The sequence below is a fragment of the Laceyella putida genome (genome assembly GCF_042665195.1).
Lineage (GTDB): Bacteria > Bacillota > Bacilli > Thermoactinomycetales > Thermoactinomycetaceae > Laceyella > Laceyella putida.
Genome location: NZ_JBHTBW010000031.1, coordinates 43206 through 57995 on the forward strand (window position 1 = coordinate 43206; position 14790 = coordinate 57995).

At 51.7% G+C, this 14790-nt stretch carries 18 protein-coding genes; 2 read left to right on the plus strand and 16 right to left on the minus strand.

The annotated features are described in order from the left end of the window. Window positions 1–51: 51 nt before the first annotated feature. Window positions 52–375 carry a hypothetical protein gene (locus ACFQNG_RS10785; RefSeq protein WP_379864929.1) on the minus strand — a complete coding sequence of 108 codons (324 nt, stop codon included), beginning with the start codon at window positions 373–375 and terminating at the stop codon, window positions 52–54. A gap of 114 nt (window positions 376–489) precedes the next feature. Between ACFQNG_RS10785 and ACFQNG_RS10790 the strand changes: the two genes are divergently transcribed. Beyond that, the gene (locus tag ACFQNG_RS10790) at window positions 490–1527 is read left to right on the plus strand and encodes a ThiF family adenylyltransferase (protein WP_379864931.1); all 1038 of its coding nucleotides are present in this window, start codon (window positions 490–492) and stop codon (window positions 1525–1527) included. A gap of 63 nt (window positions 1528–1590) precedes the next feature. Here ACFQNG_RS10790 and ACFQNG_RS10795 read toward each other — a convergent pair whose 3' ends face one another. The 3 genes from ACFQNG_RS10795 to ACFQNG_RS10805 all read right to left on the minus strand — a co-directional run bounded on the left by ACFQNG_RS10795 (window position 1591) and on the right by ACFQNG_RS10805 (window position 3631). After that, entirely contained in the window at window positions 1591–2493 is a 903-nt protein-coding gene (locus ACFQNG_RS10795) for an NAD(P)-dependent oxidoreductase (RefSeq protein WP_379864933.1), read from the minus strand. Window positions 2494–2591: 98 nt separating this feature from the next. Beyond that, window positions 2592–3149, minus strand: coding sequence for a thioredoxin family protein (locus tag ACFQNG_RS10800; protein WP_379864981.1), 558 nt, complete (start codon window positions 3147–3149; stop codon window positions 2592–2594). A gap of 32 nt (window positions 3150–3181) precedes the next feature. Next, window positions 3182–3631: a SprT family protein gene (locus ACFQNG_RS10805; RefSeq protein WP_379864935.1), complete on the minus strand. Its 450-nt coding sequence runs from the start codon at window positions 3629–3631 to the stop codon at window positions 3182–3184. Window positions 3632–3708: 77 nt separating this feature from the next. Here ACFQNG_RS10805 and cmpA point away from each other — a divergent pair, with 77 nt between their 5' ends. Then, the gene (gene cmpA / locus ACFQNG_RS10810; RefSeq protein ID WP_379864938.1) at window positions 3709–3825 is read left to right on the plus strand and encodes a cortex morphogenetic protein CmpA; all 117 of its coding nucleotides are present in this window, start codon (window positions 3709–3711) and stop codon (window positions 3823–3825) included. Window positions 3826–3890: 65 nt separating this feature from the next. Here cmpA and ACFQNG_RS10815 read toward each other — a convergent pair whose 3' ends face one another. The 12 genes from ACFQNG_RS10815 to ACFQNG_RS10870 form a co-directional block, all read right to left on the minus strand. Continuing rightward, entirely contained in the window at window positions 3891–4286 is a 396-nt protein-coding gene (locus ACFQNG_RS10815) for a cupredoxin domain-containing protein (protein ID WP_379864940.1), read from the minus strand. A gap of 156 nt (window positions 4287–4442) precedes the next feature. Next, window positions 4443–6605 carry a Tex family protein gene (locus ACFQNG_RS10820; RefSeq protein WP_379864942.1) on the minus strand — a complete coding sequence of 721 codons (2163 nt, stop codon included), beginning with the start codon at window positions 6603–6605 and terminating at the stop codon, window positions 4443–4445. Window positions 6606–6796: 191 nt separating this feature from the next. Continuing rightward, complete coding sequence (gene sigB / locus ACFQNG_RS10825; RefSeq protein ID WP_379864943.1) at window positions 6797–7585, minus strand: RNA polymerase sigma factor SigB; 789 nt, start codon at window positions 7583–7585, stop codon at window positions 6797–6799. Then, window positions 7548–8036, minus strand: coding sequence for an anti-sigma B factor RsbW (gene rsbW, locus ACFQNG_RS10830; RefSeq protein WP_379864945.1), 489 nt, complete (start codon window positions 8034–8036; stop codon window positions 7548–7550). The genes sigB and rsbW overlap by 38 nt, the downstream gene beginning before the upstream one ends. Then, on the minus strand, window positions 8033–8365 hold the full coding sequence (locus tag ACFQNG_RS10835; protein ID WP_379864947.1) for an STAS domain-containing protein: 333 nt from the start codon (window positions 8363–8365) through the stop codon (window positions 8033–8035). The genes rsbW and ACFQNG_RS10835 overlap by 4 nt, the downstream gene beginning before the upstream one ends. Window positions 8366–8391: 26 nt before the next feature. Beyond that, complete coding sequence (locus ACFQNG_RS10840) at window positions 8392–9396, minus strand: PP2C family protein-serine/threonine phosphatase (protein WP_379864948.1); 1005 nt, start codon at window positions 9394–9396, stop codon at window positions 8392–8394. 168 nt (window positions 9397–9564) lie between these two features. Beyond that, window positions 9565–9915: a type II toxin-antitoxin system PemK/MazF family toxin gene (locus ACFQNG_RS10845; protein ID WP_054095634.1), complete on the minus strand. Its 351-nt coding sequence runs from the start codon at window positions 9913–9915 to the stop codon at window positions 9565–9567. A 5-nt stretch (window positions 9916–9920) separates the two neighbouring features. Continuing rightward, window positions 9921–10172, minus strand: coding sequence for a CopG family ribbon-helix-helix protein (locus tag ACFQNG_RS10850; protein ID WP_181735445.1), 252 nt, complete (start codon window positions 10170–10172; stop codon window positions 9921–9923). A gap of 242 nt (window positions 10173–10414) precedes the next feature. Beyond that, the gene (alr, locus tag ACFQNG_RS10855) at window positions 10415–11608 is read right to left on the minus strand and encodes an alanine racemase (RefSeq protein ID WP_379864949.1); all 1194 of its coding nucleotides are present in this window, start codon (window positions 11606–11608) and stop codon (window positions 10415–10417) included. Further along, window positions 11589–12020 carry a hypothetical protein gene (locus tag ACFQNG_RS10860; RefSeq protein ID WP_379864951.1) on the minus strand — a complete coding sequence of 144 codons (432 nt, stop codon included), beginning with the start codon at window positions 12018–12020 and terminating at the stop codon, window positions 11589–11591. The genes alr and ACFQNG_RS10860 overlap by 20 nt, the downstream gene beginning before the upstream one ends. A 119-nt stretch (window positions 12021–12139) precedes the next feature. After that, entirely contained in the window at window positions 12140–13168 is a 1029-nt protein-coding gene (locus ACFQNG_RS10865) for a LolA family protein (protein WP_379864952.1), read from the minus strand. 58 nt (window positions 13169–13226) lie between these two features. Beyond that, entirely contained in the window at window positions 13227–14768 is a 1542-nt protein-coding gene (locus ACFQNG_RS10870; RefSeq protein WP_379864954.1) for an NAD(P)H-hydrate dehydratase, read from the minus strand. Window positions 14769–14790 lie beyond the last annotated feature (22 nt).

Consider the following 14790-nt stretch of genomic DNA (forward strand, 5'->3'; position numbering starts at 1 on the left):
GATTTTCGCCTTCCATTGTGTTTCATTTGTTTGGTGGAGATGCCGGACACCCTAATGCACCAAACCGGCTTCCTTCATCCGCTCCTTGGTCGCGGGTGTCCCCAGTTGATAAATCATCCGATAGATTTCCTGGATCTTCTGGTCTTCCGTCACATTTTCCTTGCGTTCATTATTCAAAAAAGGGATATGCGCCAAAACAAAAGTGGAAAAGTCAGTATCTCCCACTTCGTTGAACAGTTTTTCCAAACGTTCGATCTCTTCCCGTGTCGCTTCAATCTCAAAGTCATAATTCGGATCATTCACTTCCAGCGTTTCACGGATTTCGCCCGCTCGCGGCCCGATATCGACCGTGACATAATACCTCGTTTTCTCCACTATATCATCCACCTCCTTGTTTAACCCTTCCCCACAAAGCAGAAATTCATTCTTATTCGGTCAGATTTCACGCAAAATCAGCTATAATTTGGTTAAAAGGAGGAGTTTCCACTGATGACTACAGAGATGAACCGCTATTCGCGTCAGATTTTATTCACTCCCCTCGGCTTAACCGGACAAGAAAAACTCTCCCGCGCACGGGTGGCCATCGTCGGCTTGGGGGCGCTCGGCACAGCCCTCGCCAATCATATGGCCCGTGCCGGAGTGGGGATGTTGCGCCTGATTGACCGCGATTTTGTCGAAGAGAGCAATCTTCAACGGCAGATGCTGTTTGACGAGGCGGACGCCAATGGCTTCATGCCCAAAGCCATCGCCGCGGAACAGAAACTGCGGGCGATCAACTCCACTGTCACCTTGGAAGCCCACGTCACCGATCTGACTTGGAAGAATGCGGAGGCGTTGTTGACAGATGTCGACCTGATCCTGGATGGTTCGGACAATTTCCAAGTGCGCTATCTGATCAATGACCTAAGCATCAAGCACGGCATTCCTTGGATCTATGGCGGCGCGGTGAGTGCGCGTGGCATGAGTTACACCATTCGTCCGGGGATTACACCTTGCCTCCGCTGCTTATTTCCTGAAGCCCCGGCTCCCGGCACCACGGAAACATGCGACACCGCCGGGGTCATCGGCCCGATTATCCATGTGATCGCCGCTTATCAGGCGGTGGAAGCGATGAAAATATTAAGTGGGGCGGAAGATGCGCTGGAAACGCGGATGCGCCATGTCGACCTTTGGCACAATCAAGCGCAGGCCTTGCAAGTGTCCGCCCAAAAAAACCCCCACTGTCCGTGTTGCGGATTAAGGCAATGGGATTATCTCGATCCGGCGGATAAAGAGACGCAAGAAATCTCCTTGTGCGGTCGCCATTCCGTCCAAATCTCCTTGGGACGCCACGTGGCCTTGGATTTGGACCGCCTGGCTGAACGTTTGGGCCAAGTGGGAGCCGCTGAGCGCAATCCGTTTATGTTGCGTGTGCAGATCGATGAGCAGCATCGCCTGGCCATTTTTCCGGATGGGCGCATCCTCGTCCAAGGCACTACGGATACGGCCTTGGCAAAAAACATGGCCGCCAAATATATCGGTTTTTAGAAAACCATTTCAACAAAAAACACCCTCCATCATCATCAGAGGGTGTTTTCGCCTTTCGCTTCTTTATGTTTTTGGCGTAATATCCAAATTGCCCAACTGTTCCATCACCCGGATCAACGATTGGGTGCCATCCTCATTGCCGCCGTGCGCCTGAACGGAACGCAACAATTGCTGGACCGTGGCCGTACCCAACAGAGGCAGCTCCATCCGTTCCGCTTCATGCAACACGATCCGCAAGTCTTTCTGTTGGAAGCGGACCGAAAAGCCCGGGTCCAAATCGCCTTTGATCACACGGGGACCGTAGTTGGACAACGCCCAAGAGCCGCCCGCCCCCTGTGAGGTCACCTGGATCATTTTCTCCAGGTCGACACCCGCTTTCTTGGCAAACGCCAACGCTTCTACCATGCCCAACAGATTCAGCCCGCACAAAATCTGGTTGCACGCCTTCACCGTTTGGCCCGCGCCAATCGGGCCGCAGTGAACGATCGTCTTGCCCATCACTTCCAGGATGGGACGCACCTTGCCCAGTACCTCTTCTTCGCCCCCCACCATGATGGAGAGCGTGCCATTCCGCGCACCGACATCCCCGCCGCTGACAGGCGCATCCAGCATCGCCACGCCTTTCTCTTGCGCCAGTCCAGCCAGCTCTCGTGTCGCTTCAGGGGAAATGGTGCTCATATCGATCAAGACCGTTCCGGGACGGGCTCCTGCCAAGACTCCTTCTTCCCCCGCAACCACTTCTTTCACATCGGGCGTATCACCAACCATGGTGATCACCACATCGCTATGGGCCGCCACCTCTTTGGGCGAAGCGGCCGTTTTGGCCCCCCATTCCGCTTCGGCCTCCGCCATCTTCGCCGCCGTCCGGTTCCATACCGTCACGTCATAACCCGCTTGGCGCAAATTGCGTGACATCGATCTTCCCATGATTCCCAAGCCAATGAAGCCAATTTTCAGATCAGCCATCGCCTCATCCCCTTACGTATTAGCTTCCATAAAAAGCCCTTGTCGAACCCCAGACTCGGGTCGGCAAACTCCAATCAATCCCCCATGAGGCTTGCCTTTCAAGCCGAACCGATCCGCTCCCGGACACTGTTGATCACCGTTTGCCAAAGCTCCCGATCCGTAGTCAGGCGGGCGCGGAATCCCTTATACATCGCCCGCTGTTTCTCTTCAAACGCGGGATCTTCCTTCGACGGCAGCTCCCGGCGCATCTCGTCGACCAACGCCTGCACCTCGGGAGAACGCGGTCCCCATACCGCCCGTTCCACCCCCGCTTCATCAATAAAAATAAAGATGGGAATGGAGCGGGAAGTGCCGTTGGTCAAATATTGGTCCATCAGTTCCAGGTTTTCGTCCCGGATCAGGAAGCGCATCTCCATGCCGGCGCTTTCCGCAATCCGTTTCACGATGGGCACGCATAACAGGGCATCGCCACACCAGTCCGCGGTTAGCACGATCACGCGCCATGGCTCAACTTGTCCCTGCGCAAAAAACAATTTTTCCTCTTCGGACAAGGTGACTCGCTCATAAATGGACAGCAATTCAGCGCGATTCACTTGCATGCTGTCCACATACTCTTCATACGTCATGCCTTTCGCAAACCAATCTTCCAGCGTCATCGCCATGGATGTCATTCCCTTCGTGTGATAGGTTAGCCTTCCATTCGCTCTTGCTTTAACATGCCTTGGCACAGACCGCAACGATAGCGTTCCACTTGCATCTTTCGTTGCCGGACGGTGCGTTTCCCGCATGCCAGGCAAGTGATCACATAGGCCGGCTTCGCTTGCCCAGGCAGTCCCGGCGCATAACGCAAGCCGCCAACCGCTTTGAGAAGCGACTTGAACTCCCGATCCCGATGCCGATACCCTTTTCCTTCCAAGTGCAAGTGGTAATGACATAATTCATGCAAAATGATTTTACCAAAAACCTCTCGCCCATAAGGCAAATACTTTGGATTCATCTCAATCCGGTGATCATCCAAGCGGTAACGCCCACCCGTCGTCTTCAAGCGCGGGTTAAACCGGGCTTCGTGCCGAAACGCCTTCCCGAAACGGGTCAAGGACAGCTCCTCCACCCATTCTTGCAATTCTGCATCTGTCAAGGTCATCTCTCCTGACACGGACAACTTTCCTATCACATAGATTAACATATCCGTTTGCTTTAAGGGAGGAAGAAAGAATGCCGAGCTGGTTGATCAAACAACTGATGCATGCCTTTTACACCAAAGATCGTCGGCAGATTCTGTTGTTGAACCATTGCTGGTTCCACTACCGCCTCAACCACGGGAACAGCTGAACCGCGATCAGGAAGGCTGGGGTCATCCGCATCCCTTCCAGCTCACCCCAGCGGACAGGAATAAGTCATGGCGCCATCTTTGGTGATTCCTGACTAAACACGGCATCAGCAAAAGAAGAGAGTTTTTCATCATTATCCAACTTAAACATGTATTTTCCGGACGGATGCGGAATCTCAATCCGGAGATGTTCCCCCGCCTTCACCTCACCGCTCACCAGGGTGGGGCACTCAAGATGGCCACAATGCGTCAACACATAAAAATGAATGGGCCCGGGCCCTTTGTTATCGATGGACACCTTTAAATCACCCGCAGGCAGTGTCCGCCATTGGGTCCAAACGGAGGGGGTGCCCGCTTTCAATTGCAACGGATAAACGGTTTTCGCCTCGGCCACGGCGCTGAAGGAACAGAGGAAGATCATCGCCAACACGCAACAGAAGAAGGGAAGAGGGGAACGTTTCATGGTTATCCCACCTTTTCGTTTTCATCACTATTCACATACCCGTCCCCAGAACAAATGAATCATCTCCATCCGCTCACCCGTAAGGTCGGATAACGGCTGTCCCTTAGTCTGCCCTAACAAAAAAGCTACTGATACGCGATCAGTAGCTTCCCACCATCATTTTCCTTCTTCGTCGCCGGGCTTGACCGGCACCATGCTGAGCCCAACCCTCTCCCGTTCCACATCCACGTTAAATACCCAGACATCTACAATGTCGCCGACGGTTACGACATCCATCGGATTCTTGACAAACCGTTCGCTCATGCGCGAGATATGAACTAATCCATCATTCTTCAAGCCGATGTCCACAAAGGCGCCAAAGTCCACGACGTTTCGGACCGTGCCTTGCAGCTGCATCCCCACATGCAAGTCTTCGAGCTTCAACACATCGGAGCGCAAGAGAGGCTTTGGCAGTTCATCGCGCGGGTCACGGCCTGGGCGCAACAGAGCTTCAATAATGTCCCTTAACGTCGGCACACCACAGCCCAATCGATCGGCCATGCTTTCCACATCCACCTGTTTGAGCCGCTCCTTGCAACCGTCACTGCCGATTTGTTCCGACGCCAATCCCAGCTCGGCTAACAATTGCCCCACCACCGGATAGGACTCCGGGTGAATCGGCGTTTGATCAAGCGGATTATCCCCATCGTGAATCCGCAAAAAGCCGATGCACTGCTCATACGTTTTGGCTCCCAAACGCGGCACCTCTTTTAAGGCTTCCCGCGTGGTAAAACGGCCCACTTCTTCCCGGCGCTTCACAATGTTTTTGGCCACGGAAGCACTGATCCCCGACACGTAGGACAACAGGGATGGCGAAGCGGTATTCACATCCACCCCCACATAGTTGACGGCGGATTCCACAACTTGGGTTAAGCTTTCACTTAAATGCTTTTGCGATACATCGTGTTGATATTGGCCGACCCCCACCGATTTGGGATCGATTTTCACCAATTCGGCCAACGGGTCTTGCAGACGCCGCGCAATCGACACGGCACTGCGGCGGGCCGCGTCGAGGTCAGGAAATTCTTCCTTCGCTATTTTGGAAGCGGAGTAGACACTGGCCCCCGCCTCATTGACGATAATATAATAGACAGGCCGTTTCGCCTCTTTGATCACATCGGCGATAAAGGCTTCGGTCTCGCGGGAAGCCGTTCCGTTCCCAATGGTGATGATATCAATCGGATACTTGTCGAGCAGGGAGAGCACTTCCGCCTTCGCTTCAGCGACTTTCTGTTGCGGCGGAGTCGGATAGATCACTCCCACTTCCAACATTTTGCCGGTGTCGTCAACCACCGCCCATTTGCAGCCTGTCCGATAAGCGGGATCCACCCCCAATACCATCTTGCCCCTTACCGGCGGCTGGAGCAGCAAATGGCGCAAGTTCTCGGCAAAAATGCGTATCGCTTGTTCTTCCGCATACTCTGTCATCTGCGCCCGCACTTCCCGCTCAATCGACGGGGCAATGAGGCGCTTATAACTGTCTTGAACCACTTGGGTCAAGTAATCATGGGCCGGGATCGTGAACCATTTGGCCAAACGGAGAAAAATCTTTTCCTCATTCACCTCGATCTTCACTTTCAACACTTCTTCCCGCTCCCCGCGGTTCACCGCCAAAATCCGATGCGACGGCATTTTATGTACAGGTTCGCTGTAATCATAATACATCTCATATACGGAGCGCGCTTCCGCATCTTTGGCCTTGGACACAAGCAAGCCGTGTTTCCAGGTGTACTCCCGCACCCATTTGCGAATCTCGGCATCTTCGGAAAGCTCTTCCGCCAAGATATCCATGGCCCCTTGCAAAGCGGCGTCGCTCGACGGCACCCCTTTTTCCTCATCCACACACTCTATCGCCGCCGCTTGGATGGACTCGACTTGGGTGGACTCTGCCATGAGGCGCGCCAGCGGTTCCAACCCTTTTTCCCGCGCAATGGAAGCCCGTGTCTTCCGTTTCGGACGATAAGGGAGATATAAATCCTCCACCTCTTGCAACTTGGTGGACTGCATGATTTTTTGTTGCAGCTCTTCCGTCAGCTTGCCCTGCTCATCAATCAGGCGAATCACTTCTTCTTTGCGTTGGTGGAGTTGAGTCAGATAGTGATAACGTTCTTCAATCTCCCTTAATTTCTCTTCATCCAATTCCCCTGTGCGCTCTTTGCGGTAGCGAGCGATAAAGGGAATCGTATTGCCTTCTTCCATTAATTCAACCGCCGCTTTCACCTGTGTCGGCTTCACTTCCAACTCGGTGGCAATCAGTTGGAACATCTGTTGTTGATTCATATTCAACCCTTCTTTCCTGACCATCAACCACTTGAGGAAAATTCTTCCCCCAATATATAAAGATAACGAAATTCTACCAAAATATCGAAGAATTTTATGTGAAAGGTTCGTGTTGATCCGCAAACAACCCAGAACGACGAAAGGTGTACCGAATCGCCTGCCGCTCACGATCCGATACACCTTTCCCTCTCTTATCCTATCACTTCAGACGGCTCCATGCGAATCGCCTGCCGCAACTTCGCAAGGGCCCTGCGTTGCAGGCGGGAGACATGCATCTGGGAGATTCCCAGTTGGTCCCCAACCTGTTTTTGGCTGAGATTCTCAAAAAAGGTGAGACGCAGGATCTCTTGTTCCCGATCCGTTAGTACAGTAAAGATTTTATCCAATAGCATCTTGCGGTCAATTTGTTCATATCCGCTATCTTCCGTTCCCACCAAATCAAGCAAGGTAATTTGGCTTCCGTCATTGGTAGCTTCGATTGGACTGTCGACGGAAACGGCATTGTAGCTCCGTCCCATTTCCATCGTCTCCAGCACTTCTTCTTCCGAGACTCCGAGGTATTCCGCAATCTCCTGTACCTGCGGGGAACGCTGCAGTTTGGTCGTCAGCTCTTCGACCGCCGTCTTGATTCGTGGCCCCAATTCCTTGATGCGCCGTGGCACGTGCACACTCCATGTCTTGTCACGAATATGGCGCTTGATTTCACCCACGATCGTCGGTACAGCAAAACTTTCAAAACTCCGTCCATACTCGGGATTAAATCGCTTCAATGAAGCAATTAACCCAATCATCCCCACTTGAACGAGATCTTCATATGGCTCTGATCCATGGGCAAATTTAAAGGCTAACGTCTCCACCAGCTCACGGTAGTGTGCAACCAAAACCGATTGAGCCTCTGCATCCCCATCCTCTTGGAATCTCTCTATCAGGTCAAACACCTGCTCATCGGTTAGTGTAGAAGGATGTGGACGACTTGACATGTGACTCCACCACGTCCTTTCGGATATACTTGGTCATCGTCACAATGACACCATTGTCTCCCTTGATATCAACATGATCCATCAGAGACCGCATCAGAAAGACACCCAACCCTCTTTCACGAAGCGCGTTCATCGTCGGTCCCACCTGGATCGGGCCTGTACGCTTCTCGATCTCGTCAATGTTAAAACTGTTTCCGCGGTCAACCACTTCGATTTCCAGCCGGTTGGGGAAGATATTGCAACTGACTTCGATTTCCCCGTCGCCGCCACAATAAGCATGGTCTACGGCATTGGTGCACGCTTCGGAAACTGCCAATTTCAGATCTTCGATATCGTCATATGAGAAACCCATGCGATTGGCAATTCCGGAAACGGCCAGCCGGGCTATTCCCACATAGTCCGGCTTGGCTGGAATTGTCAAATTCACCAAATCTAAGGGTTTTTCACTCATTGTCGGCCATCCTCCTGCACTTTTTCTTCGAGCATGATCACATTTAAATTAGTAATCCTAAAAATACGCTGCAAACGAGCATTCATACCAGTCAAAATCAATTTGCCACCCGTTTGGCCTTGTGCTTTATAAGCACCAATCAGCACACTCAGCCCTGTGCTGTCGATATATTCCACATCTGTAAAGTCAATGGTGATCTTCGTCCCGTCCTGACAGCGTGGTAACAATTTTTCCCGCAGTTTGGGTGCTGTATACACATCGATTTCCCCTGAAACAACAAAAGTGATCTCTTTTTCGTTCTCTATCTTTTCTTGGACGCTCAAATTCATTTCTCTTCCCCTCCTGCCTAGCTCGATCAATCGACGCGTTTGATCATTAAAATGGTTTGATCGTCTCTCATTATATAGTTAGTCATCTCGTATAATTTCTGATGAATGGCTTCCACTGCTTGTTGGGCAGGCAAGTGCATATGATCACGAATCATGCTTTTGATCGTCTCTCTCTCAATAAACTGCCCTTCGACTCTCGCTTCCGTCACCCCATCGGTAAACAGGATGATCGCATCTTGCGGTTTCAGGTCGGCCACATATTCCGGGTATTCAATATCCCGCAGGACACCCAGCACCAACCCTTTGGTCTCCAAGCTGGTAAAGCGATCTTCTTTGGCAGAATAGATGAGTCCAGGTTCATGCCCAGCTGTCGCATAACGAAACTGATGATTCAACGTATCATATACCCCATAGATCATGGTGATAAACATGCTCGGCAAAACATTGCGTTCCACGATCGTGTTCAGATCCCGCAATATCTCCCCCGGTGAGAGGGATTTGGCATCCAGGCGATCCATCGTATATTTAATCATCGACATACACAAGGCGGCGGGAATCCCTTTGCCCACGATATCGGCAATGGCCACGCCCAACTGTTGCATCCCGTGATCGACAAAGTTGTAATAGTCTCCGCTCATCTGCTTGGATGCCACACTGACCACCCCGATATCCACACTCTGAAGCGTGGGGGGTGATTGCGGCAATAACGTTTGTTGCAGGCCTGCCGCCACTTCAATTTCGTTCTCCAATTCGCGTTGCCGACTCATCAGTTGCTCCCGCTCTTGATAAGCCACACCATACCCGACCATTACCTCCAGCAACATTTCCAACGAGGCTTTCACCTCTTTGGGCAGGTCCGGTATCATTCGCTTGATCGAACCGATATGAACATTGATTACCTCTTCCGGTGAGACGCGTTTCTCCATAAACCACTTACTCAACTGTTGCGCACTATAAAGATGGTCTTCCTTGGGATCCGTCATATAGGAAGCGAGCAGCTTCTCATATAGCTTTTTCAGATGAATGTCCATATGAAAGTTCTCCTTGCTAGAGCCCGATTGAATTGCTCCAATATTCAAAAGCAATCTATTAGAACCTGATTGTTATGAGCCTCTTTTTCAAATTTAAAATATCACAGAAGGACACAGAATTGAATAAGCTCAACAAAAAAAGAGAATGGCATCACATACCATTCCCTATCAAAAATCAATCATACCCAAGCTAATCATCAACGCTTCATTGACTCGATTCATCATCTCATCATCGAGATGCGTGATTTTATCGGTCAATCTCTGTTTATCGATGGTCCGGATTTGTTCTAACAAAATAACAGAATCACGGTCAAATCCATACGCCTTGGCATCGATTTCCACATGCGTAGGTAACTTGGCCTTTTGGATTTGGGCTGTAATCGCGGCGACGATAACGGTGGGGCTAAACCGATTCCCAATATCATTTTGTATCACTAAGACAGGCCGAACCCCACCCTGTTCGGATCCGACCACAGGGGAAAGATCTGCGAAATACACATCGCCACGCTTGACAATCAAATCAGTTACACCCCGCTAACTAATCGATCCAAAGTATCTTCAGCCTCTTCTTCCGCTACAAATGCTTCAGAAGCGATGTTGAGATTGATGCGAGCCATTTCCATATAGCCTCTTTGCATCATTTCGCGGATGAGACGTTTTTTCCGCTCTTGGAGATACATTTTCATCGCTTGGCGAATAAATTCGCTGCGATTGGAATTATCCCTCGCCACCATACCATCTACTTCTTGAAGCAAATTTGTTGGCAGGCTGATCATAATTCTCTTTGTACCGGACAAATGAAGCACCCCCAACCAATCATCACCGTAAGCATCTCCCAATCAATACTACCATTATGTCGTGGATGTTGCAAAAATATACTTATTTATAAGCTATATGAGCTCAAAAGAGAAGGAATCGAACAGACATAGTTAAATGTATTCGTCCCCTTCATTTAAATTCCTTCTCTTTCAATTGTAATACTAAAATTGTTCACGCTTGTCCAGCCCCGATTGTTCTTCTATTCAGGTGGATGGTATTGAAGACGGTTAATAAAGTCAACGGTTTCACCCTTTTTCACATAAAAACGGGGCAATCGCTGACTCAAATTGCAAACCACTTCATAGTGAATCGTCTTCAGTCGCTCAGCCACTTCATCCACGGAAATCCGCTCCCCGAGCTGTTCTCCATAGATGACCACCTCGTCCCCCACCTCAACGGGCATCACGTCCGTCACATCGATCATTAACTGATCCATGCAGACTCTTCCCACAATGGGGACCCGTTTTCCCTTTACCAGCACCTGCCCTGAGTTGGATAGGTGGCGGTTGATTCCATCCGCATAGCCAATCGGCAGGACGGCAATCCATTCTTCCCCGGACACGGTGTAAGTCTTGCCATAACTTACCCCCATGCCGCGCGGAGGCCGTTTCACATGGGCAATGCGGGTTTTCAACGAAAGGGCGGGTCGCAAGGCAACGGTTTTTTTGTCCACTTCCGCGGACGGATAGAAGCCGTACAAACTGATGCCAATGCGCACCATATCGAACGCGCCCTCTGCTAATTGAATCGCTCCGGCGCTGTTGGCGATGTGAGCGAGGGGGATGGCATGTTGTGTCCTCGCTTGTCGGACCACTTCGGTAAACAGTTCCAATTGAAAGCGCGCATACGCTTCGTCCGCTTCGTCCGCCGTCGCGTAGTGGGTGAAAATCCCTTCCGCTTCCACATGTGGAAGGTTCGCCATTTGTGCAAGAAAGGGTTGAACCTCCTCAGGCGATAACCCCAACCGGCCCATTCCGGTATCCACTTTGATATGCACCTGCGCCACCATCCCCAAGCGAGCCGCTTCCCGCTCCACCTCCGGCAAGCTCTCGGGTCGGTAAACGGTAAGCGTCAAACGGTGCTGCAGGGCATAAGGGACGGCATGTGGGGGCGTGTATCCCAACACCAGGATCGGCGCTTCTATTCCTGCCTGGCGAAGTTCCACTCCTTCATCGACAAAAGCGACTGCCAAATGGCTTGCGCCGGCTTCTAAGGCCGCACGGGCCACGGGCACCGAACCATGGCCGTAGGCATTGGCTTTGACGACGGCCATGACCTTGGTATCTTGCGGCAAATAACGCCGAAACTCTCTGACGTTATTCATAATCGCTTCAATATCTACTTCAATCCACGTATTTCGACCATAGATCCAATCAAGACTTCTTCCAACCACGTCGCACCACTTCCAGCCGGGCATTTATTTCTTCCAGAAACGAATCACTGACCAAGAGTGGAATTCGTTTCCCTTTGACTCTGATCATATACGGCAAGTCGTATTCTTTCTCTATCTCATGCAACCAAATGCTTTCTTCTTTCCCGCCCACTTTGACAAGCAAGCGATCCTGGTATAGCTCATAGCTTGGCTTCGCCCACCACAAGTACAACGCGGGCACGATGAGAATCGCAAGAATGGCAGATAGAATCATTCCAGCAATGAATCCCGGGCTACGAAATGGAAAAACGCTTAACACAATCAGCAGTTCAAGCGCAAAAACACCCGATTCCAGCAGCCTGAGCAAACGGTTCTTACGATACAGTAACGTTGGATACTTGGACTTCTCCACGATCAGCGACTGTTTCGCCATTCTTCAACCTCATCCTCTTAAGCATGTCATTTCCACAACTAAACAGTATTATACCAGAGAATTGCAAGGAATACTGACAAAAAAATGGACAACCTCAAGGCGGCAGTCCATTTGCTTCATTATTTGGATGGTTGATTATACGTAGAGTTGGCGATTTGCACCAGTTCATCCACCGGCAGATTGCCAATTAATTCATAGTCGACCCCATCTTCGGTCCAAGTCAGCCGCTTTCTCTCCCCCATTTCCAGCAGCACGCCAACCGTGCCGGCCAATTCGACCGGTTTGCCCATCAAGGGCAGCCCCGCTTCCAACGCTTGTGGGTGCCGTTCCGTCAACGTGAATGATTTGTCTCCTTTAAACCGCATAACGACGACGGGCCCCTGTGGTGTCTGGATGGTCTGTTCACTTTGCAAATGGCTTCCTTGCGGAACGTATTCCGGCAGCACCGTTTCCACTTCCGCCTGTTTGGCGGATGGTTTGGCTATGGCAGCCAAGGAAGTCTTGTCACCTTGGGGAATCTTCTCCAAGTTCCGCTGCATGTCAAAGGCATCATTGTCAAACGAAGCATCTTCTTCAAACCGGTCAAACTCCACTTTGATCAACTCTTCATTCGTCTCTCCCAACACCGCCACTTTTTGCGGATTCAGTCGATGATCAAACCAAATGCGTTGTTTGTGGGCGTGTTGGTTGAACGGGTATTTCGCCACCACTTCAAATTGATATTCCTTATTGCCCGCCTTGAAGATGCGCTCATTGTCATCGATGATGCTTTGAATCACTGTTTGGTATAGATAGACCTGTCCGCCCGAATAAGGCCAATCGCTTTGAAAGCGAAAACTCTTTTTCAAATGCGGTGTCAGCACATATACGCCTTGTTCGTTGCGCAACAGGATTTGAGTGACATCTTTCTTTATGTTCTTAATCGCAACGCGGAAAAAATGCGGTTTCTTATACCACACTTCGATATCGTATTCTTGTGGTTCCTTGCCGGATTGGATGGTCATCTTCCCATGACTGATATAAGACTCCATCTCCTCAGAGCGTTGAGACAAATCGCTCACGACATCTTTGGCGTCTTTGGTGCCACAACCCGCCATGCTTAATGCCAACGCAATCACAATCAAACTCAGCCAGGCTTTCCGACACATAAGATCCTCCCTTTCGTCAATTTCCCGGGAAATGTGTCGGTTAGTAGGGGACAGTTTTTCAGTCAACCAGTTGGTCTATCACTACAGGAATCGCTTGGCATAAGTCCGTCACCATCACACTGTGTTCTTGCATGCCGGTCATTTCTCCCGCACGACCATGTACAAAAACAGCCATCGGCACCGCTTTCTCCGCCGGGACCCCTTGCGCCAACAGCGCTCCGATCATTCCCGTCAACAGGTCGCCGGAACCCGCTTTGGCCAACGCCGGCCCCCCTGTCGGATTGAGAAGGCATCGCCCATCAGGGAAAGCGATCAGGGTATATCTCCCTTTCAGCACAATGATCGCTTGCAGCCGTTCTGCCAATTTCCGCGCCACAAGGGGCCGATTCTCCTCCACTCCCTTTACCGGCAGTCGCATCAATCGGGCCATCTCCCCCGGGTGCGGGGTGAATATCGTCGCCTGTTTGCGGGCGCGGACAAGTGGGAGCAACCCGGAATAATCAGCCAAGATGTTGCAGGCATCGGCATCCAATACAAGGGGAAGGTCGGCCTGTTCCAGCAGTTGCGCCATCCATGCCTCTTCTCCCGCAAAGCGGCCCAGCCCCGGTCCAACGGCCAATGCGGAAAAGCGGCGGGGCGTTTCCCTGAAGGCCGCCACACTCCCTGCGGCAAACACGCCGTCGCCAGGCCAGCTCCATACCATGGCTTGGGTCACTTTCGCCGCAAGCGCCAACCGCTCTGATTCCGGCACGGTCAGCGTAACCAATCCCGTTCCCATCCGGTAAGCCGCTTCTCCTGCCATCGCCACGGCGCCAAGCATCCCCCGCGCTCCACCGATCACCAGCAAATGTCCGTAGGTGCCTTTATGGGCCCATGGATCACGCCTTACGCAATATTCATGCCATAACTCAGGATCATTCAGCCTTGCCCGGGGCACGGGCGTCGCTCCGAGGGAAGGGGGGGTAAGGCCGATCTCCCGCACGATGACTTCACCGCAAAAGTCTGTGCCCGGACGCAAATAATGGCCCCACTTTGGATACTGAAACGTCACCGTCACATCCGCCTTGACAGCCATGGTGCTGACGGCGCCTGTATCGGCGTCCACCCCTGTCGGCAGATCAACCGCCACCACCCTCGCCCTGTCGACCGCGTTGACCAATGTCACCACTTCCGCCACCGTTTGACGCAACTCCCCTTTGGCCCCTGTGCCCAGCATCGCATCGACAATCACATCGGCTGACCGCAAGTCGCGCTCCAACTCCGGAAGCTGGGTGGAGTCACAACCCCGTACCGGCACATGCCGGCTGCAAGCTTCATAGAACACTTTGGCGTCGGGTACGATTTTCTCTTCTTTCCCCAACCGCCACAGCAAAACCGTCCAACCTCGATAGAGAAGATGGCGGGCAGCCACCCAACCATCCCCGCCATTATGGCCAGTCCCACCCAAAATCACAGCACGACCCGGTGAAGGCTGGCGCGCCATGATTTCCTCGGCTACCGCCTTGCCTGCCTGCTCCATCAGGATGATGCCCGGAATGCCACCTTTGGTGATAGTATAGCGATCCAGCATGCGCATTTCTTCTGCGGTTACCAGATACACGTTTGTCCCTCCTAACCGCGTT